General features: G+C 45.3%; 17 protein-coding genes. 10 read left to right on the forward strand and 7 right to left on the reverse strand.

Annotation, left to right across the window (positions count from 1 at the left end):
• Positions 1 to 66: 66 nt before the first annotated feature.
• Positions 67 to 2,223: an FAD-dependent oxidoreductase gene (locus ACR64J_RS01090; RefSeq protein WP_435950099.1), complete on the forward strand. Its 2,157-nt coding sequence runs from the start codon at positions 67 to 69 to the stop codon at positions 2,221 to 2,223.
• Here ACR64J_RS01090 and ACR64J_RS01095 read toward each other — a convergent pair.
• Positions 2,220 to 2,474, reverse strand: coding sequence for a hypothetical protein (locus tag ACR64J_RS01095; RefSeq protein WP_435950100.1), 255 nt, complete (start codon positions 2,472 to 2,474; stop codon positions 2,220 to 2,222). The two genes, ACR64J_RS01090 and ACR64J_RS01095, sit on opposite strands and share 4 nt — an antisense overlap.
• A gap of 197 nt (positions 2,475 to 2,671) precedes the next feature.
• On the opposite strand from ACR64J_RS01095, the gene ACR64J_RS01100 reads away from it, so the two are divergent.
• Entirely contained in the window at positions 2,672 to 3,871 is a 1,200-nt protein-coding gene (locus tag ACR64J_RS01100; RefSeq protein ID WP_435950101.1) for a serine hydrolase domain-containing protein, read from the forward strand.
• 46 nt (positions 3,872 to 3,917) lie between these two features.
• Here ACR64J_RS01100 and ACR64J_RS01105 read toward each other — a convergent pair whose 3' ends face one another.
• A complete protein-coding gene (locus ACR64J_RS01105) occupies positions 3,918 to 4,922 on the reverse strand; it encodes a lipoate--protein ligase (RefSeq protein WP_435950102.1) in 1,005 nt (334 codons plus the stop codon).
• A 418-nt stretch (positions 4,923 to 5,340) separates the two neighbouring features.
• Between ACR64J_RS01105 and ACR64J_RS01110 the strand changes: the two genes are divergently transcribed.
• On the forward strand, positions 5,341 to 7,086 hold the full coding sequence (locus tag ACR64J_RS01110) for a DUF4209 domain-containing protein (RefSeq protein WP_435950103.1): 1,746 nt from the start codon (positions 5,341 to 5,343) through the stop codon (positions 7,084 to 7,086).
• 82 nt (positions 7,087 to 7,168) lie between these two features.
• Here ACR64J_RS01110 and ACR64J_RS01115 read toward each other — a convergent pair whose 3' ends face one another.
• Together ACR64J_RS01115 and ACR64J_RS01120 are read right to left on the reverse strand one after the other, a co-directional pair.
• Positions 7,169 to 7,327 (reverse strand): hypothetical protein, encoded by a 159-nt coding sequence (locus tag ACR64J_RS01115; RefSeq protein ID WP_435950104.1) that lies wholly within the window; start codon positions 7,325 to 7,327, stop codon positions 7,169 to 7,171.
• A 33-nt stretch (positions 7,328 to 7,360) separates the two neighbouring features.
• Positions 7,361 to 7,672, reverse strand: a complete 312-nt coding sequence (locus ACR64J_RS01120; RefSeq protein ID WP_435950105.1) for a Trp family transcriptional regulator — start codon at positions 7,670 to 7,672, stop codon at positions 7,361 to 7,363.
• 241 nt (positions 7,673 to 7,913) lie between these two features.
• Here ACR64J_RS01120 and trpB point away from each other — a divergent pair, with 241 nt between their 5' ends.
• A complete protein-coding gene (gene trpB / locus ACR64J_RS01125; protein ID WP_435950106.1) occupies positions 7,914 to 9,140 on the forward strand; it encodes a tryptophan synthase subunit beta in 1,227 nt (408 codons plus the stop codon).
• A 68-nt stretch (positions 9,141 to 9,208) separates the two neighbouring features.
• Here trpB and ACR64J_RS01130 read toward each other — a convergent pair whose 3' ends face one another.
• Positions 9,209 to 10,333, reverse strand: a complete 1,125-nt coding sequence (locus ACR64J_RS01130; protein ID WP_435950107.1) for a hypothetical protein — start codon at positions 10,331 to 10,333, stop codon at positions 9,209 to 9,211.
• Positions 10,334 to 10,689: 356 nt separating this feature from the next.
• Here ACR64J_RS01130 and ACR64J_RS01135 point away from each other — a divergent pair, with 356 nt between their 5' ends.
• The gene (locus ACR64J_RS01135; protein ID WP_435950108.1) at positions 10,690 to 11,802 is read left to right on the forward strand and encodes an alkene reductase; all 1,113 of its coding nucleotides are present in this window, start codon (positions 10,690 to 10,692) and stop codon (positions 11,800 to 11,802) included.
• Positions 11,803 to 11,889: 87 nt separating this feature from the next.
• Here the strand turns inward: ACR64J_RS01135 and ACR64J_RS01140 are convergent, their stop codons facing one another.
• Both ACR64J_RS01140 and ACR64J_RS01145 read right to left on the reverse strand, forming a co-directional pair.
• Entirely contained in the window at positions 11,890 to 13,512 is a 1,623-nt protein-coding gene (locus ACR64J_RS01140; protein ID WP_435950109.1) for a carboxypeptidase regulatory-like domain-containing protein, read from the reverse strand.
• A gap of 296 nt (positions 13,513 to 13,808) precedes the next feature.
• A complete protein-coding gene (locus ACR64J_RS01145; protein WP_435950110.1) occupies positions 13,809 to 15,101 on the reverse strand; it encodes an NAD(P)/FAD-dependent oxidoreductase in 1,293 nt (430 codons plus the stop codon).
• A gap of 383 nt (positions 15,102 to 15,484) precedes the next feature.
• Here ACR64J_RS01145 and ACR64J_RS01150 point away from each other — a divergent pair, with 383 nt between their 5' ends.
• Genes ACR64J_RS01150 through ACR64J_RS01170 form a run of 5 tightly spaced genes read left to right on the forward strand, consistent with a single transcriptional unit; the run spans position 15,485 to position 21,105 of the window.
• Positions 15,485 to 16,363: a branched-chain amino acid ABC transporter permease gene (locus tag ACR64J_RS01150; protein ID WP_317199564.1), complete on the forward strand. Its 879-nt coding sequence runs from the start codon at positions 15,485 to 15,487 to the stop codon at positions 16,361 to 16,363.
• 49 nt (positions 16,364 to 16,412) lie between these two features.
• Positions 16,413 to 17,510, forward strand: a complete 1,098-nt coding sequence (locus ACR64J_RS01155; RefSeq protein ID WP_435950111.1) for a branched-chain amino acid ABC transporter permease — start codon at positions 16,413 to 16,415, stop codon at positions 17,508 to 17,510.
• On the forward strand, positions 17,507 to 18,274 hold the full coding sequence (locus ACR64J_RS01160) for an ABC transporter ATP-binding protein (RefSeq protein WP_435950112.1): 768 nt from the start codon (positions 17,507 to 17,509) through the stop codon (positions 18,272 to 18,274). The genes ACR64J_RS01155 and ACR64J_RS01160 overlap by 4 nt, the downstream gene beginning before the upstream one ends.
• Positions 18,274 to 19,116 carry an ABC transporter ATP-binding protein gene (locus ACR64J_RS01165; RefSeq protein WP_435950113.1) on the forward strand — a complete coding sequence of 281 codons (843 nt, stop codon included), beginning with the start codon at positions 18,274 to 18,276 and terminating at the stop codon, positions 19,114 to 19,116. The genes ACR64J_RS01160 and ACR64J_RS01165 overlap by 1 nt, the downstream gene beginning before the upstream one ends.
• 3 nt (positions 19,117 to 19,119) lie before the next feature.
• The gene (locus ACR64J_RS01170) at positions 19,120 to 21,105 is read left to right on the forward strand and encodes an AMP-dependent synthetase/ligase (protein WP_435950114.1); all 1,986 of its coding nucleotides are present in this window, start codon (positions 19,120 to 19,122) and stop codon (positions 21,103 to 21,105) included.
• Positions 21,106 to 21,140: the final 35 nt, after the last annotated feature.

Raw genomic sequence — 21,140 nt, forward strand, 5'->3', positions numbered from 1 at the left:
ATAGTCGTAGCGGTGTGGTAGGATAACTATAATTTTTAATTTTATCTCGTTGACAAGGACGACCCTATGAGCGCCAGCACCTCAGCTAAAAGCACTGCCAGCACGACAGATACAATAGACACTGCTAATGCTAACGCGCATTATCCTCATCTTTTTGAGCCGCTAGATTTAGGCTTTACTACGCTTAAGAATCGCTTAGTTATGGGTTCGATGCACACTGGACTTGAAGACCGTTTTTATAACTATGGCAAGCTTGCCGCCTATTTCGCTGAGCGTGCTAAAGGCGGCGTAGCGATGATGATTACGGGTGGTATCTCGCCCAATCGTGAAGGCTGGCTGTTGCCTGCTGGCGGCACTATGAATACGCGAGCAGATGTTATCAATCATCAACGCGTGACTCGCGCCGCGCACAAGTACGATAGCAAAATCATTATGCAAATATTGCACAGTGGTCGTTACGGCTATCATCCATTTATCCTATCCTCAAGCCCGATTCAATCACCGATTACGCCATTTAAACCACGTAAGATGAGTATTAGCAAAATCGAGCAAACGGTTGAAGATTATGCGCGCTCTGCCAAATTGGCTAAGCAAGCAGGCTATGATGGCGTGGAGATCATGGGCTCTGAGGGTTACTTACTCAATCAGTTTTTATCAAGCCATGTTAATCAGCGTGATGACGAGTACGGTGGTGATATTAAAGGACGTATGAAACTCGCCGTTGACGTCGTCAAAGCGGTGCGCGCTGCGGTTGGTGAAGATTTTATTATCATATTTCGTCTATCTGTCATCGATTTGGTCAAAGATGGCAACGTCATGGATGAGGTCATCACCGTCGCTAAAGCACTAGAAGCTGCTGGCGTGACCATTATGAATACGGGTATCGGCTGGCATGAAGCACGCGTACCGACTATTGTGACTAGCGTACCGCGCGCCGCTTTTGTTGACTTCACAAGCGAGATCAAAAAGCACATCAGTATTCCAATGATGGCGGCAAACCGTATCAATATGCCAGATACGGCAGAAGATATTGTCGCAAGTAACCAAGCCGATCTCATTCAAATGGCGCGTCCCTTCCTCGCTGATGCGCACTGGGTCAACAAGGCCAAAAACGGTCAAGCCGATCGTATCAATACCTGTATCGCTTGTAACCAAGCTTGCCTCGATCACACCTTTGCCAATAAGCGCTCAACCTGTCTGGTCAACCCACAAGCCTGTCATGAGACTGAACTGGTCTATACCAAAACCAAAAAGCCACAAAAAGTGGCTGTCGTCGGTGGCGGCGTCGCAGGTATGTCAGCGGCTCACGTAGCTGCGCTACGCGGTCATGACGTCACGCTCTTTGAAGCTAAAGATATCTTGGGCGGGCAGTTCAACTACGCCAAAGTCATCCCAGGTAAAGAAGAATTCTTTGAGACCATTCGCTACTACATCAATGAGCTTGAGCATTTAGGCGTTGAGATTAACCTAAATACTACAGTCGACAAAGCCATGCTTGAGGAGGGTAAATTTCAACACGTCGTTGTCGCCACAGGCGTGGTGCCTAAAAGCTTAGATGGCAAACTCGAAGGTGCAGACCTGCCGCAAGTGATCAGCTATGCCGAATTATTATCCGGTGAAAAATCTGTCGGCGATACCGTTGCAGTCATTGGAGCTGGCGGCGTCGGCTTCGATGTGAGCGAATACCTCACTGCGCGTCACGGTCAGCCGCTAGATGAGCTCGGCCCTGAAACGCTCAAAGATCCAAACTATCGCCCCGAGCCACAATCTGTTGAGGAGTGGCGCGAAGAATGGGGCGTCACTAGTGACACCAACTATCAAACGGACGGCGGCTTAATTAAGCCTGAAGGCATCACCCCGATTCGCCAAGTGTATCTGATGCAGCGCAGCAAGGGCCGTTTGGGTGCAGGGTTAAATAAAACCTCAGGCTGGGTACACCGCGCGCATATCAAATCGCACGGCGTCATTCAAGTCTCAGGCGTGCAGTACGACAAAATTACCAACGAAGGCATTTGGGTGACTAATCCACAAGGTCAAAGCCAGCTACTGCGTGTCGATAGCGTCGTCGTCTGCGCCGGTCAAGAGTCTGTCGCTGAACTGATGCCAAACGTTGGCGATGCGCCAAATGCGCAGTATCATTTGATTGGTGGCGCAAAACTGGCCGCTGAGCTGGATGCCAAACGTGCCATTCGTGATGGAGCTGAGGTCGCGGTGCAGATTTAGGGTTGGTTTAAACTCTTAGGGCAAGTTAGCAGACGGTAGGGGAGCAATTTCCTGCCGTCTGCTTGTATCTGCCTTGCTGATGGCGTGCGGACTAAACTGTCTAGTGACGTTCCTGTTACCTCGATACCGTCCCTAGCCAGAGTCCGCAGCGCCATCATCAGCGACAGGATACCGCGTCCGTCAGGGCTAGCGGTAAGAGCTGTTTTCTTGCAAGTATTGGTCGTGGTCATAGGGTACGTCCAGCGCATCATAAAATTATGTGTAGGCTGGGTTTTTGACCCAGCATTTTGACTTTGCAAAGTTTCAAAGCTGGGCTAAAAACCCAGCCTACACTCTAAGCTCACCATTCAAAAATCCACCTCCCAAAACACTCCATTCATGCTAGATTAAATCCTATCAATGATACTCAATCGTACTCATCATTCACGCCATAAAAAAGGATTTGAACATGGCTGTGTTAAAGACTCTGTTTAAATGGATTGTGTTACCTATCTTAGCGCTGCTTATTATTATCAGTTTAGGTCTAGTAGTGACAGGCAATGGCTATATCTTCCGCGGCTTACAGCTCACTTATCTTAAAGGTGAAGCCACTGCCAATATCGATGATTATATTGATTTTGATAATCGTACGATTCGCGCCAAAGACGCTATCGCTTGGGAAAAAGATCCAAGCTTTGAGCAAGTCAAACTCACGCCAACCTTACAAAACGCCTTAGATACCGACGAAACGGTGGCCTTTGCAATTATCAAAGACGGCAAGCTAGTGTACGAAAACTACTGGCAAGGTTACGATGCCAATTCGCACACCAATAGCTTTTCGATGGCAAAAACTGTCACCACTATGCTCTATCTCAAAGCCGTAGAAGACGGCTATATTGGCAGCGTCGATGAGCCGATTACTAGGTGGTTGCCGGAATACGCAGATAGCGAATACGCGCAGAATTGTACCCTTGCAGATTTCTCAGCGATGACCTCAGGTTATGATTGGACCGAGGATTATTACTTCCCCATTAACCCGACGGCTGAATCTTATTACGGTCATGACTTGGTCAAGCAAATGGTCAATCGTGATTTTGTTGAGCCATGCGGTGGTCAATTTGAATACTCCTCCGGCGATACGCAAATGCTGGGGATTGCATTATCAAGGGCGTTAGAACCGCACGGTTATACTATTTCTAGTTACTTGGAAGAGAAGTTTTGGCAACCTTTAGGCATGCAAGGCGACGCCTACTGGTCGCTTGATGGCGCTGCGAATATCGAAAAGGTATATTGCTGCCTCAATGCCAGTGCGCTTGATTTTGCCAAATTTGGGCAATTACTAGTGAACGGTGGCGAGTGGCAGGGCGAGCAATTACTCACCAAAGAGCATATAGATTTTATGATTACGCCCAATAAAGATGCCTTTCCTGACGGTTATGCGCCAATCTACGGACATTCAGTATGGACGGATATGGACAGTCCGATACCTTATTATGCGATGCTGGGACATTTAGGCCAGCGCGTGCTCGTGCTCCCAGAGGAGAACGCGATTATCGTTAGATTAGGGAAGCAAAAGGGCTTGCCCACGCCAGTTGAAGGGTTCAATTTGGAGCCAGATTTGGGTCAGTATGTCACTGAGGTTAAAGCCGTTTTGGATGGCTTAGAATAAAATAGTAGCGGTTGTAAGACTGTACCTTGTTTATAACCGCAAAACCTTAACCCTCCATCTCACTCAGCAACCATTCCGAGACATCACTAACTTGCGCCGCCAACTCAGCATGCGCTTTAGCTAGCTCGCCAAGCTTGGCATTTACTTCATGTTTATCATATTTAATACCTGTTAAAGTCTCTTTTAATAGCTCAATTAATTCTACATTTAGCGCATCCGAGAAGATAACCACCTCAGTGATCACCGCCTGCTGCACGTCCATATGCAAATCAATAATACCCCAATCAAAACGAGTCTCGATATGATGGCTAAACTGCGGCGTCTTACCAAAGCGCCAATCCCAATCTACCATTTGCTGATAATATTTATTAAGCGCTGGCTGCTTGGCGAGACTGGCTTCATCTAATTCTTCGACTGGCGCGATATCATTATAATACTCACAAAATGCCTCGATAATCACCTCGGATAAAGTCTCATGATTGATGTCTGCATTAAACTCAACGAGGTTAGCGACGCGAGAACGCACCGATTTGATGCCTTTAGCTTTAAGCTTAAGCGGATGCGGATTGAGATAATCGCCCAGCTTTTGCATATTGGCGTTCACCAGCAACGTGCCGTGATGAAAGCTACGATCCGCCGCATATTTAAAGGCGCTGCCTGATATCTTCTTATCACCGACTTGCATGTCGTTACGACCAGATAACTCCGCGTCTATACCCAATTTTTTTAGCGCATTGATGATAATGGTAAAGTTCGCTTCTTGGTCGTAATTGTCTCTAGGCGATAAAAAAGTAAAGTTGGTATTGCCCAAGTCATGAAACACCGCGCCGCCGCCACTCTGACGCCGCGCCAAAAACACCTCGTCGGCTTCCATCTTATCGATTTTGCATTCTACCCATGGGTTTTGCGAGCGCCCAATGACCACGGTCTCAGAATTGCGCCATAAAAATAGCGTGTGCGAGTCGGGATTGAGCGTATTAAATATCCAATCCTCGGTGGCGAGGTTAAACCAAGGGTTAGTCACGGCAGATTTTAGAATGCGCAGTTTCATTTTTTGTCCTTTTTATTATTAATAGTAGATACCCTTTATTGTTGCTGATGTGAGGTTTTAATTCAATGGGTGTGTGGTAGGGGGAGGCGGAGTATTTTGGACGAGATTTTATAGGTTTTGAAAGAAAAGTATTTGTTGGAGCCAATTCTGCTATCCGCTTGTATCTAACTTGTCGATGGCGTGCGGACTGGTTTGTCTGGGGGCGTTCCAACATTCGAGCGACCACCTCCAGCCATATTCCGCATCGCCATCGTCTGCGTGAGGATACCGCTACTATCAGGGCTAAAACGCTCCCCAAGTTGACCATTGATATCTTAAAGCTTCACTTACTCCTATGCTATTATTAGGACTAAACTTAAGTAAATAAAAAAACTATTTCGCTGAGTAAAGTCTTGAATGGTTTTAACGGAGAATGGCGATGAATATTGAGCTAGCCCAGCTAATTAGTGAGTTGGATAAGTCAGATGAAAAGATTACCGAGTCATCCATTGCAACAAAGATTAATGAAGTTACACACGAAGATCCAAGTTCGGAGTCTATTGCAGAGAGAATTGCATTTGGATTTTGTGAAGACTATCAGCATAAACAGAGTGGTTGGGGTACTTACTTTGGTCCTATGATGGTATGGTTTGGAGATGACGGTAAGGCTTATGAAAGCCCTAGCATTTCTTCGATTACTGAAGAAGTTGTGGAACACTGGATAAGTAGATCAAAAAGTACCTCTAACCCAATATTAAAAGCACGTTATTGTGGTCTTATATGGGATTTTTCTAAACCTGCCATTAATAAAAAACCTGAATATACTATTGCCGTTGATTATATAAACGCGCTTCTTGAGATAACAGATAAAGATCTTTGTAAGAATCCGACTGAAGCTATTAAAAAAATTATTAGAGCTTACAAGGTTGCAGTTGGCTTAAATAATAGCGATCTCATAAAAAGGTGTATTGAAAGTGCTATTAACCTTGAAGATCGTATAGCGGAGGATAGTAAAGCAGGACTTTGGGGGTTTTGCTTCGATCTTTTTGTTTTAGGTAAGAGCAAGTATCTATCTGAGGATCAAAGAGAAAAATTGATAGAAGATCTTGAGCAGCGATTAACTCGACTTTCTAAAGATAGCTCTCCATGGGGGTGTGAGTCAGCAGGCGTCCGTTTAGCAGATTATTATAGAGTTAAAGGAAATAAAGAAGAAGCAACTCGAGTAATAAAGGTAGTTGGTAAAAGTTTCGAGGATGCGTGCGATGACGTGGCACCTATACAAGCTTCTTCATGGTTGCAACATGTGCACAATATATATGTTAGCTTCAATATGAAAAGTGACATAGAGCGAGTAACGAGAAAGATAACTGAGATAGGTCCAAAAGTTGTAGATAGTATGCAATCCTTCTCTCACAGCATAGAGATACCAAAAGAACAGTTAGAAGCTTATCTCGACTCAATGACAAATGGTGGTCTAGAAAATACACTTGTAAGAATTGCAGCACATTTTATCCCAAAGAAAGATCAAGTAGAGGAGCAGGTTTTAGAGCTAGCAAAAAATTATCCGCTGACATACTTGTTTACTAAGACACTTCAAGATCACAAAGGCAGACCTATCGCAAATATTGGCAGCGTTGAAGACGATTTAGAAGGGCACGTGATTCACCAACTTTCTAGTAATTTAAATACTAACGCCTTTTTTCTTAAGCATTCATTAAAAAAGGCCTTAGAAGTTTATAATATAAAAGTGCAAGATTTGGCTGACTTTGTATTAGCGTCACCTATATTTGAAGAAACAAAAAAGGATCTTATACATGCTGGTTTACAAGCGTATTTGGATCAAGATTATATTTCAGCAATACATATATTAGTACCTCAAACAGAAGCTGCTATTCGGTCGTTAGTCGAATTAACAGGAGGGGCAACTTCAAAAAGAAATAGGCAAGGTGGGTTGCAGTTAAGAACCTTTGATGACTTACTTAGAGATGAGAAAGTCCAAGAATGCTTTGGTATTGATTTATCATTTTATTTTAGGATATTACTCACAGAACAGAGAGGTTGGAATATACGTAATGACGTATGCCATGCGATAAGTCCATCAGAAGCATTCAATTGCTCTGTAGCAGATAGGGTTATGCACGTAATTCTTTGCTTGGCGCAGGTAAGAGTGACAAACGGCCAATAAGTTATTGCTATAAAAATTAGTTAGATAAAAAACGCCCATAAAGAGCGTTTTTCATCTAACCAGACCCTAACACCCACAAACCCTACCCAAAATCTTCCCTCAAAATCCTCGCCATATTACGCTCAGCAAGTCCGGTAATAAACACATACGGATTGACGCCTGCGCTGCCAAGGATTAACGCGCCGTCTTGCACATAAATATTTTTGTGCCTTTTGACGCGGCCAACTTCGTCAGTCGCCAAACCCAATCCCAATACGCAGCCGCTATGCAGACTTCACAGCTTAATCTCTTTACCAATATCAGTTAACCACGCATCAACCTGATGCTGCTCAAACACCTTAGCACCCCTTGATACAGTTGCGATACCGACACCAAGCTGGGCGCTAATCTCTCTTTGGGTCATGCCCTGTTGCAATAGCACAAATATAGTTAAGCGGTTGGCCAGCTCTGTTTGTTCTTTTTCCGTCATGAGCGCATTAAATATCGCTGATAGGCGCGTTCTGTCATCCGTCTCTACCAGTAGCTTAAGTAGATAATCATAAGCATCGCTTGCCTGATTTTTTGCCTGATGGTCATCTTGTCGCATTTCAACATCCTCTTAAATGAATCAAACCAGCTAATAAAAGCTCACTATAAATACGTGCAAATCAACTCTAGTTATTGACCTTATACAGGACTTAACTTAAAATACGTTTCAGTGTACTAGAACATGGATACAACGGCCTTATTATAACGCCACAAAAATAATTTGCTTGGATAATTTCCAGATATTAAAGCTTCAAAACTAAAATTCCAAAGACTAAAATCCCAAAAACTAAGGTTTAACGATGACAACTGAAAATACGGCAAACAGTTACGGCTTACATCAATTACTCCTGCCCAGCAGCGACGGTCTTTATGGCGAGTTTGGCGGCAAGATCGGTCATCCCGAATTGGCAAAAGCTATGGAGGAGATTGAGGTAGGTTTTCGTGAGATCATCAAAGATGATGACTTCATCAAAGAGATGAAACGTCTGCGCGAGACTTACGTCGGCAGACCTAGTCCGATATTCCATGCTAAGCGCTTAACCGAGCATTGCGGCGGCGCGCAGATTTATTTTAAGCGTGAAGACTTAAACCATACGGGTGCGCACAAGATTAATCACTGCCTAGGTGAAGTACTGCTCGCCAAAAAGCTCGGCAAAACTAAAGTTATCGCCGAGACAGGTGCAGGACAACATGGTGTGGCATTAGCAACCGCAGCAGCACTAATGGGCCTTGAGTGTGAGATCCATATGGGTGTGGTCGATATCGAAAAAGAGCATCCCAATGTTAGCCGAATGAAAATCTTAGGCGCCAAAATAGTACCTGTTTCGCGCGGCGCAGGCACGCTCAAAGAAGCGGTCGATAGCGCGTTTGAGACCTATCTTGGTGATTTAGATAACAGTATGTTTGCCATTGGTTCAGCGTTAGGCCCTGCGCCGTATCCTGAAATCGTCAGCTACTTTCAGTCGGTCGTTGGCCGTGAAGCGCGCGCACAGTTCTTGGAGACGACTGGTCAGTTGCCCAATAAAGTAGTGGCTTGTGTCGGTGGCGGCTCCAATGCTATCGGTATATTCAGTGGGTTCTTGGGTGATACGGACGTTGAAAAAGTCGGCGTCGAGCCTGCGGGTGAGGGCTTGGATACCCCCAATCATGCGGCGACGATGACGCTTGGGATCAAGGGTGAGATTCATGGCTTTAAATGCTACGTGCTACTTGATAAAGAGGGCGAGCCTGCGCCTGTGCATTCAATCGCCTCAGGTCTTGATTATCCGGGCGTCGGCCCGCAGCATTCGCTACTAAAAGATAACAATATGGCGACTTATGAGTCGGCAACCGATAGCGAGTGTTTGGACGCTTTTATGGCGTTGTCACGATTAGAGGGTATCATCCCAGCGCTTGAGACCGCACATGCGATTGCCTATGCGATGCGAGTGGCAAAAGACATGTCGCCTGATGAGACTATATTAGTCAATCTATCAGGGCGCGGCGATAAAGATATTGATTTTATTTTGGACAAAGTGACGCTATAGAATACAAATCTTATCTGCTCTTGATATAAAAAAACGTTTGATAGAGCATACTATCAAACGTTTTTTTATTAATAATCATAATCTATGCAAATGATACTGCTCAGGCAATCTCTATAATTATTATCGTCATTATCCCCCCACGGTGACGGTATAGGTAGGGCTTGATTTAATTGCTCAGAGGCTTTTGCCCAAGCTGCCCATTCGCTATTCTCTTCATTTTGAGCGTCCGTTGGATATTTTTGTTTACGTTCATTATCAGACATTGCCATAAATTTGAGCAAGGTTTTGGCATCTTTAGCCAATATGCTATTAGGACGCGCGCTAAGTTTTCTTATCATGGGTTCGTACGCAGGATCATAAAATTCGCGAGATAAGTCATCGATCCAATCCGTATTGTCAGAACCGAAAAAGAGGGTATAACGATACATCTTAAACAAGTTTTTTGCATTTTTAATGAAATAGCTGTCTGGGTACGTCTGTATGTAGTTCTCCCAAAAGATGGCACGATCAATCACTTCTGCAAAAGGCACGGCAACCGCCGCATCGTTCCAAAAAATATCTTGATTATCCATGGCCATACGCTCAACAAACTTGGCTTGATCACTAGGCAAGTAAGGAGCAAAAAGATCTGCCATAGCTTGTAGATCGTGGTGAAAGACATATAGACCCTCACCGATATACAATATGCTCACGTCAGCATCACTCTCCACCAGCTTGATCAGATAGCGCAAACGCGGGCTGGTCGTTTTTAGGTGTTCTGATGGCACTTCGATGTGTTGTTCTGCTAGGCTCATGATGGTATAAAAGTTTTCATCGTCCATATCGTGATCGATGGACAAAAAGCGAGCATACATCGCTTGATAGTCCGTGAGCCACTTTAATATCTCAGAATTATTGGCGATGGGTAGGCAGGCGTTTAACTGGCGCTCAAGGGCATAAATGTCCTCAATTTTACTCGTATTATCGATCTTATTTATAGTCTGACTCAGCCTTGTACAAATAAGCTCATTTGTCAGCTGATTTTCAGACGCAGATACGACCGCTTTGGTCAGTGATTTTGCCGTTGTGGCTTCTGTAATCGCAGTGTTATCTGTTTGAGCAGGCGCAGGATGGGTCATGTCTGGATTGGGCTTGCAAGCCGTCAGAGGTAATAAGCTAATAGCTATTATCAAAGGCATTAGGGTTTTTTGCACTAAGGGTGCTCCTATAGTCAATAAATGAGATCGTAAGATTTGAGAATATATTTTAGGTTTGATGAGATACTTTGGCTTCATGTATTCGTTTGTAAATCAAACTTGAATAGCAGCGCTCGTGCCTCATCAAGCAAATCACTCGCTCACCAGTTATTTTACGCTCACAGCACGTAAAGATACATTCTGTTGACTTAATCACTTATAAACTTTTCAGAGTCGCTAGCAGATTCCTTTATAGTACTGAACATATCGTATTGATATAGTACTGAACATATCGTATTGATATAGTACTGAACATATCGTATTGAGCATTCATTCAACAACTACAAGTCAACAACGACAAACAAGGCACTTTTATGGCATATGACAATCTATTTGAACCCGTAAAAATGGGTACTCAAACTCTAAAAAATCGCATTATTATGGCACCGCTCACCCGTCTGCGCGCAGTTGAGCCAGGCGATGTACCAACTGCTCTAGCGGGCGAATATTACTCGCAGCGCGCCGCTGGCGCAGGTCTGGTGATTGCAGAGGCCACGCAAGTGTCGTTCCAAGCCAAAGGCTACGCGGGCGCGCCTGGCGTGCATACGCAAGATCAAATGACCGCGTGGAAAGCGATCGTTGACAATGTCCATGCCAAGGGCGGTAAGATCGTCGTACAGCTATGGCATACGGGTCTGGTATCGCATGATAGCGTACAACCTGATGGCAAAGCGCCCATCTCAGCATCAGACGTTGAAGTCGGCGCTCGCACCTCATTGCGTGATAGTGATAATAAAGCGATCCGCGTTGAGACCACGCCGCCACGCGCTGCGACGCTCGATGAGATCAAACAAGTCATTGCAGACTTTGCTCATGCAACCAAAACGGCGAAAGAGGCAGGGTTTGATGGCGTAGAAGTACATGGCGCTCATGGCTATCTGTTGCATCAGTTTTGGGTGGAGCAAACCAACAAGCGTGATGACGAGTATGGCGGTAGTCGTGAGAACCGCGCGCGTCTAACGTTAGATATCATTGATGCTTGTGTCAAAGAGTGGGACAACGATCATGTCGGTGTCAGACTCTCGCCACAAGGTACGTTTAACGCCGTAGAAGCAGGCTATGAGGAAGACGACAACATCTGGCTGATTGAGCAAATCAACAAACGTGATCTGATGTATCTTCATCTGTCGGAGCCAGATTGGGCGGGTGGTACGCCGTACAATGATGGTTTCCGTCAGCGTATTCGTGATGCTTTTGATAATACCATTATTGCAGCGGGTGGCTACACTGCCGAAAAGGCTGAGAGAAATGTACGCGAAGGCTACATTGATGCGGTCGCCTTTGGTCGTGACTTTATCGCTAATCCTGACCTAGCAGAGCGTATCCGTCAAAATGCACCGCTTAATGAGCAGCATCCAGAAAGCTTTTATGGCGGCGGTAGCGAGGGCTATACCGACTATCCGTATTTGAAACAAAAGCAGGCTTAGTTTTGAAAAACTAAGACAGTAAAAAGCCATCTTACTGTAGTAGTAAGGTGGCTTTTTTAATGAAAGAGACGAGCAACTTAAAATAACTTAAGGAGCAACACAATAACGAGGAGTAGAGGCTACAACCTCAAACGTATTGAATGCTTCTTCATCTGTTAACCAACGATCTACAGACTCGTAAGTGATGTTACAGCTCTCATCTACAACTAAATCAAACGAATGCCAGAAGATACTGTTAATGTTATCATCGTTTACTGTTGGTGTTAGCGTACGGCTACGAATAGTTGGCCCGGCTAGAAATACATTAACAGGAGAGTTTTTAAGACCAGGATTTTTAGTCTCGCTAAAATTCTCTACGCCGTAACGATAGCGTCCTATCATCAGATTACGTACTGTAATAAATTCAGGACCGAAACTATCGGTATCATCAACATCCAAATTAGCAAACGGCGCTGCACTCAATCTTCCCTCATTTGCGAAAAAAATATGACCACCTGAAGGGGTTAGAAGATGCGAGTCGACATCTTCTGGCTGCTCGCCCCAAGTGAGACGAATAGACAGACTATCGTTCTCTGTACTAACGGTTAAGCATCCTTCGGTAATACGATAGTTGCCGCTTGCAGTAATAATAGATTGAGCGTTAGAAGTGCGATTACCGTTTTGAGCAAAAACGAGCATTTTGCTATCACGGCGCACCGGTAACGAGAAGTCGCCATTGCTATCTGTAATAGCAGTAGTAATAGCAGAGTAATTGATGCCATCGCCTTTAACCAATGCATTGTCAATCCGAACGCCATCAGTATCTGCAACGCAGCCAATGACATTGACAGTCTCCATAGCGACATCGACGTTCCATGATCCTATCTCATTCACATCAGCAGCATAAACCTGTGTGCCATTGACTAAGGTTTGTAAGGTAGCAGTACTGGTTTGAACCCAGCTTTGCTGTACGATGTCATAAAAGAATAAAGGCAATTGCTCTTGTAGTGGTGCTAAACTTCTAGTGGATACTGGGATAACCAATGAGGCCATATTGCCTTCTACTAATACCAACTCATTGTCGTCATCATCTTGAGCGGTAATAATCAAAGCGCCCCAGCTCTCCATAAAACCGCCGCCTACGATACCATAGCCGCCTGGCATCTCTTCTGGATCAACACTTGGGGTCACAACATCCATACTGACAGTGACGTTACCGACGATGGGTTGTCCATCAGCGCGTTGTAAGGCATTGGCAGGAATACGTACTTGTGCACCCAAATCTTCAATAACTAGATTGAAGGCTTCTGAGGCAACTTGAGTAACTGACACGACAGTATTATCGTTATTGAGCTGATACTCTACCTCTGTGGCAGTACCATTAGATACTGATGTTGTAAAGCTACGCTCTGGATAACCTTCAGCATTGATTATTAGCGTTACCGTTTCGCCAACCTTTAAATTAGTCAACTGAAACTTACCATCAGCGTCGCTAGTATACTGCTGTCCTGCTACTATAATAGTGGCATTAGCTATTGGCTCTAGACTTATTTGATCGACTACTGACCCTGAGATACTTCCCAAATTTTCGCTAGGATTTGTAGGATTTTCGATGTTAGGGGTGGTATTTGAATTATTGTTTGAGTCATCGTCACAGCCTACAAGCAGTAGAGTTGCAGTTAACCCTAGCGTCAATAATTGATAAGGTTTAGTAAGTTTTTTCTTAATCATAAAAATCCTTTTTTAATAATTACAATAAAAATAATGATGTTAAAAATTAGAGATAGACCAAACAAATGTTTTTGCCATACTAACATAATAGAAACAATTAAGAAACAAAAATTTGTTTAGGATTGGGAAATATTTTTTGGTCATCAAGATACAATAAAAGCCGCTCTACTCTGTTAGTAACGCGGCTTTTTCTAAGCTTATTTTAATAGCTGATTATTCTATTGACTAAAATCTTTTGTTTGCTAAGTAGCTCATCATTTTGTTCTATCATCACGACATTATTAGTGCTTAGCAGTTTAAACCACCTCGCCGCAAACAAAACCACTCGCCCAAGCCCACTGAAAGTTATAACCGCCAAGCCAGCCTGTGACATCGAGCACTTCCCCGATGAAGTACAGATTCTCCTGCAATCGACTTTGCATGGTTTTAGACGAGACCTCATCGGTTTTGATGCCGCCACGGGTGGCCTCAGCGGTGCGATAGCCTTCAGTGCCTGAGGGCTTGATCTGCCAGCCATTAATAGCATTGCCGATCTCGCTTAGGCGTTCATCTTTGATATTGGCAAGCTCAATGTCTTTGCTATCATCCCATAGCATAGATTGCAGGGCAACCAGTAGCTTTTTGGGTAAAGCGTTATTAGTATTTTCGCTTAAGACCGTACGGATAAGCTGCTTAGGATGAGAGGTTTTGTACGCGAGGAGTAGGGCAGTGACATCGATATCAGGTAGCAGATTAATAGTGATATTCTCGCCCGTTTCCCAGTAGTTGGAGAGCTGGAGCATGGCAGGACCAGACAGGCCGCGGTGAGTGAACAGTAGCGGCAACTTAAATGAGGTACGCTCATTGCTCGCCACTACGGGCAAGCTAATACCTGCCAAAGCCCGAATCAGCTCGCCTGTTTTATCCGTAAAGGTAAAGGGTACGAGGCTGGCATCAGTGTGAATCAGCGTATGCCCAAATTGCTGCGCCAGCTCATAGCCGAGACCGCTGGCACCCATCGTCGGAATAGATAGACCGCCTGTTGCTACCACTAGTGAGGCACAGCTATATGTATGGCTTGAGGGTTTTACATCGTTTGCGACATCTTTTTTACTGAGTTTTTTACGGGTCATTAGCACAAAGTTGTTAGGTGTATCGTCGATGACAGTCACCTTATCGATTTGTGTATTGATACGTATTTGTACGCCTACCGCCGCACATTCATCTAGCAGCATAGTGACGATATCTTGCGCAGAATTATCACAAAACAGCTGACCGTGCTCACGTTCGTGATAGGCGATATTGTGCGCCTCAACCATAGCGATGAACTCCCAGCTGGGATAACGGCTCAGTGCTGACTTGCAAAAATGCGGGTTGTCACTGACAAAATGCTCAGGCTCAACGAAGTAATTAGTAAAGTTGCAACGACCGCCGCCCGACATAAGGATTTTTTTGCCGACTTTATTGGCGTGATCAAGCACCAGTACGCGGCGACCTCTACGACCTGCGGTCAACGCGCAGTACAAGCCTGAAGCGCCAGCGCCAATGATGATGACATCGAATTGGTTATCTGACTTGGCTATTGGCGTTTGGCTTGGCATTTGACTCATGGTGGCAACTTTTAGAATAGGATTAGATAAAGGGTCAAATTATATCATGGTAAGTCATGAGACGTTTAGGCGCGCCTGCTCGCTTATTTCAAGATAAATGCGCTTTATGAAAGATTTAAACAAGCTTTCTCTACTAATGTCATGTTAATGAATAACCCCACCAAATAAACCGATATTCTTTATAGACATCAATAATGAGTTGCTATAGAGTGAAAGTCCTAAGATTATTTGTTACTAGTATTTTAGGTGCTAGCTTGCTGATATCTAAATAATTTTAACTTAAAGAAAATGATATTCTTTAAGAGCACAATCAGAAAGCAGCCTATTTAAATGGCTACTTTAAACAGGGTCACGGATGACAATGTTAAGACAAAAGGGACTTTATGGATATCCTACAACTGCTCATTAGCGGGATTGCTAATGGTTGTATCTATGGGCTATTGGCGCTAGGTTTTGTATTGATTTACAAAGCTTCAGAAGCGGTAAATTTCGCTCAAGGCGATATGCTCATGCTCGGTGCCTTTTTAGGCATATCCTTTATTAATACTGATCAAGCTAACCTTCCTTTCTTATTGGGTATTACCTTTGCTGCCGTTATTATGGGCGCATTTGGTTACTTACTCGATCGCTTTGTACTGCGTGGTATCTTTGGTCAGCCGCAATTTGCTATGGTGATCTTGACCATCTCGCTTGGCTTTTTGATGCGCTTTGTCGCCGGTGTCATCTGGGGACATAGCCCCGTTTCTCTACAGACGCCATTTTCAGGCCAGATGATAGCACTCGGCTCGCTAAGTATCGCTTACGTCGATATCATCATCATCATATCCACCATTGCGTTAACCTCCGTTTTATACTTCTTTTTTGCTCATACCCGGCTTGGCATTGCCATGCAGGCGAGTAGTCAAAATCAGATGGCCGCCTACTATATGGGCATTCCTGTTAAGCGGGTCAATGGTATCGTTTGGGCATTGTCAGGCGTTGTCGCCGCCCTTGCTGGTATATTGTTTGCGGCAAAAGGCGCTATCGAGCCCTCAGTTGGTTTGCTATTTGGTATCAAGGCCTTTGCCGCTGCGGTCATCGGCGGCTTAGGCTCCTTGCCTGGAGCTTTAGCTGGTGGATTATTAGTTGGGATTATAGAGCCCTTTGCAGGTCGCTATTTGCCGCTGGGTTTGAGTCAAATTGCGCCTTATGTGGTGATGCTTATTGTGTTAATCGTACGCCCAGGCGGTATTTTTTCTCAGGTCAAACAGAAAAAAGTATAGACGCGTTAAGCCAAGGATGGCTAAAACATTTCAAGGATGAACACTGCCAATGAAATCCCAGTTTAAACACAGCTACGACCAAGATATCAATATCTTTGAGGACAAACGTCACGTCATAAAATACGGCGTTCTTCTCTTGCTGCTTTTAATGGCGCCTTGGTTACTTAGCAACTATTACATTAGTGAGCTGAGCGCTATATTGATCTGGTCTATTACAGGCCTCGGTCTGATGCTGTTGACCGGACATACCGGACAGGTCAGCTTAGGGCATGCCGCTTTTATGGCTATTGGTGCGTTTAGTCATATGGCACTGATGGCACGCGGCTGGAATTTTTTCCCCGCTTTGATTGCTTGCGCGCTCATCACTGGGGCTATTGGCGCTATCATTGCCAGACCGATTCTGAGAACCAGCGGTATCTATTTGGCTATTGCAACCTTAGCGCTCAGTATTATCGTCGAGGATATTGCGATTGTAGCTGAGCCGATTACCGGCGGCATCTCTGGCACCTTTGCCTCTCCGATTAACCTCTTTGGCTACACTATCGATCGCTACATTACGCCAAAGGCCTTTTATTACTTGTGCCTTGCGCTTGTGATACTTGTGACCTTGGGATATATCAACTTGCTTAGAAGCGGTACGGGGCGCTCCTTCTTAGCCATTAGAGATAGCGAAGTCTCCGCCCGCGCGCTTGGCGTCAATGTACCGCAAGCCAAAACCCTTGCCTTTAGCCTATCTTGCGCGATTACCGCTATCGGCGGCGCAATGTACGGGCATTTTGTGCAAGCGGTCAACTACGAGAGCTTTACGGTTGTTATTTCTATCACCATACTATTACAGATCGTCATTGGCGGCCTAGGCTCTATACACGGCGCGTTTTTCGGTGCCGTCGTTGTTGTTTTATTACCGCAAGTCATTGCAATCTTAGGCGACGTTGTCGGTCAAAGCACAGGCTCTAGCATCACTAGCATCCCTGGTGTCGACACCGCGCTTTTTGCTCTAGTTATCGTGATTATGATCATCTATGAGCCGCGCGGCATATATGGTATGTGGATAAAAATACGGACTTGGTTTGAGCTGTTTCCACTGTATCGAAAAGGTCTGTTTCGCCGTTCCAAAACTTATCTTAAAACGGAGCGTATGCGATGAGCTTATTACAAGTCGACTCCTTATCTATTGCCTTTGGCGGTGTAAAAGCCGTGGATAACATCAGCTTTGAAGTAAACGAAGGCGAGATATTCACGATTGTCGGCCCCAATGGCGCAGGCAAGTCAACGATTTTTAACTTAATTAGCCGTCTGTACGAGCCGCTCAGTGGTCGTATTACCTTTGATGGCACCGATATCACTACGCTGCCTGCTCACGATATCGCCAAACTAGGTATCGCCCGTACCTTCCAAAACATTGAATTGTTTGATCATTCAAGCGTGCTACAAAACTTGCTCATCGGTCGCCATTCTCAGCGCAACACAAATTGGATACAAGATTTATTGTTTTTACCAAAAGTACGCCGTAGTGAGCGCGAGCATCGATTGCATGTCGAGAGGATCATCGATTTTTTAGAGTTAGCCCCTTATCGGGATAAGCTGATTGCAGGCTTGCCTTACGGTATTAGGAAGGTTGTCGAGATTGCGCGCGCATTAGCGGCGAATCCTAAGCTTATTTTGCTCGATGAGCCCGCCTCTGGTCTCAGCGTCGAGGAGACGTCCGAGATGGCGTGGTGGATTGAGGATATGCAAAAGGATCTTGGTCTAACGATCCTAATGGTAGAGCATGACATGAGCCTAGTAAATCGGGTATCAGATCGAGTATTGGCAGTGGCTGAAGGTAAGTTTTTGGCGCAAGGGTCCGCCGCCGATGTACAAGCCAATCCACAAGTTATCGAGGCCTATCTAGGTCAGGAGGGTGCGTGATGTCAACTATTAAAAAGCCGCTGTCCTCTGCCGCGCCTGCAACCCAGATGAATTTGGTCGACTCTGAGATCAAAAACAACGTGTTAGAGGTGCGTAATTTAGAGTCCGCTTATGGTCCAGTCATGGCGCTGCGAGGCGTGAGTTTGGAGGTGCCAGAGGGCAAGATTGTTACTATCTTGGGCGCTAATGGCGCAGGCAAAACGACCCTGATGAAAACTGTCTCTGGTGTCATCAATCCCCGTAAAGGCGCAGTATGGTTCCACGGTGAGCGTATCGATGGCATTGAACCTGATCGCTTGGTCAAAAAGGGGCTCTCGCACGTACCAGAAGGGCGCGAGGTATTTCCGTTCTTGAATGTCGCTGAGAACTTAGCGATGGGCGCTTATACGCGGCGCGATAAAGGTGAGATACAGCGTGATGTCGAGATGATATATGAGTACTTTCCTATACTCAAAGATCGGCGCACCCAAGCGGCTGGCACCATGTCAGGCGGTCAGCAGCAGATGCTCGCTATCGGGCGCGGGCTGATGTCACGGCCCTCTCTTATGCTCCTTGATGAGCCCTCTCTTGGACTCTCGCCACTACTGGTGCAAGAGATATTTACAATTATTCGCAGACTTAATAAAGAGCAAGGCGTGACCATTTTACTCGTTGAGCAAAACGCAAGGGTAGCCTTGGCAGCAGCGGATTACGGCTATGTGCTTGAGACCGGGCGTATCGTTATGGCAGGCTCAGCGGACCAATTGATGCACTCTGATGATATTAAAGAGTTCTATTTGGGACAAACCAAAGACAACACTGCGACAGCCACTCGCTGGAAACGCAAAAAGACTTGGCGATAAGACATGACTACTTCTATTGATACTAATGTTAATGCTAAACGCGATTCTTTGTCTTCTACTACGGCGGTCACTACGATCGCACCTAACCACAGCGCCGCGTCTCACGATCAGCCCCGTCATTTATCTGACCAAAACAGCAGTCATGATACTCATAAAAATATACGTAATGCGCCCTACAATCATGAGCCGCAAATCCTAGAAGGCTGCGATACATTAAGCAAACTGTGGCGACAAGTGTGCCTCGCGCGGGGCGACAAGATTGCGCATCGCGAAAAAGCCTTTGGCATTTGGCAAAGTCACAGCTGGGCAGATTATTATCAGCGCAGCTGCGATATCGGCATGGCGCTCGTCGAGCTTGGCCTGAGTAAAGGCGACACTGTCTCTATACTGAGTGAAGACAACAAGGAATGGCTCTATTGTGATATGGGTGTCTGCGGCGTAGGCGCCATACCCAACGGCGTCTACACCACAGACAGTCCCGAGCAGCTCGCTTATATATTAAAGGATAGTCATTCTAAGTTTTTGATCGCCGAGAACGATGAGCAATTGCATAAGTTTTTGGAGATTCGTGAGCAGACGCCTCATGTCAAAAAGGTCATCGTCTTTGATAGCAAAGGTCTGCGTAGCCTAGACGATGATCAGGTGATATTTTTAGATGAGCTATATACTATCGGTCAAAACGTGGACAACGCAATAGAGCGTTTTAGCGCTTATATTGATCAAGGAGACGCTAACGATGTCCGCACCCTTATCTATACCTCTGGTACCACAGGCGATCCAAAAGGCGCTATTCTCACCCACGCCAATATCCTCTTTGAGCTAAAAACCAGCATCGATACTCTGCCTATTTTGCCCACTGATGAGCAGCTGTGTTTTCTGCCCTTATGTCATGTGCTTGAGCGCCTCACCTCAGTAGATCTTCCTATTCATCGAGGCTGTATCGTCAACTTCGCTGAGAGCACTGAGACAGTATTTGAGAACATGAAAGAGGTCTCGCCCGATACCTTTACTGCCGTACCAAGGCTGTGGGAAAAGATGTATGCCTCCATCAGTAATATGCGTAGCGATGCCAGTGCATTGAACGGTTGGGCCTTTGATAAGGCCATAAAAGCTGGTCATGACTACGCAGATATCACGATGGCAGGCAACACGCCGACAGCGGGTCAACGCTTGCGTTATCAGTTTTGGGATAAGCTGGTGTTATACAAAATACGTGACCTGATAGGCATGAGTAATATCCGCCGCGCAACCACAGGGGCGGCGCCCATATCGCTCGATATTATCCGCTGGTTTCATGCCATAGGTGTGCCTATCTATGAAGGCTACGGCATGACGGAGAGCACAGGGGTAATATCGGTAAATACGCCTGAGGAGCAAATGCCTGGCAGCGTAGGTAGAGCACTACCAAATTCACAAGTTCGTATCGCGGACAATGGAGAGATACTCGTAAAGGGCGGTCACGTGTTTGCCGGCTACTGGAATAAGCCTGAAAAAACCGCTGAGGATATACGTGATGGCTGGCTTCATACAGGTGATGTTGGTGAGATAAAGGATGGCTATATATTTATCACAGGTCGTATCAAAGACATTATCATTACCGCAGGCGGCAAAAACGTCACGCCAGCCGCTATCGAGAGCAAACTTAAATTCTCGCCTTACATCTCAGACGCGGTCATCATTGGTGATAGACGCAAGTATCTAAGCTGTTTGGTTATGATCGATCAAGAAAATGTCGAAAAGTTTGCACAAGACAATCAGGTCATGTTCTCAGATTTTCGTTCGCTATGTCATGCGCCAGAAGTTATCGCCTTGATAGATGAGGTGATTCAAGACACCAATAAGACCCTAGCGCAAGTGGAGACGCTCAAGCATTTTCGCCTTATCGATGTGCTGCTCAGTCCTGAGGATGATGAATTAACAGCAACTATGAAACTCAAAAGAAATCTCGTTGAGAAAAAACACCGCGCGCTTATCGATTCTATGTACTAGTTTAGATTTTTGGCACAAAAAGCAGTATCAAAAGT

Origin of the sequence: Psychrobacter sp. DM8, assembly GCF_051307025.1 — a bacterium.
Lineage (GTDB): Bacteria > Pseudomonadota > Gammaproteobacteria > Pseudomonadales > Moraxellaceae > Psychrobacter.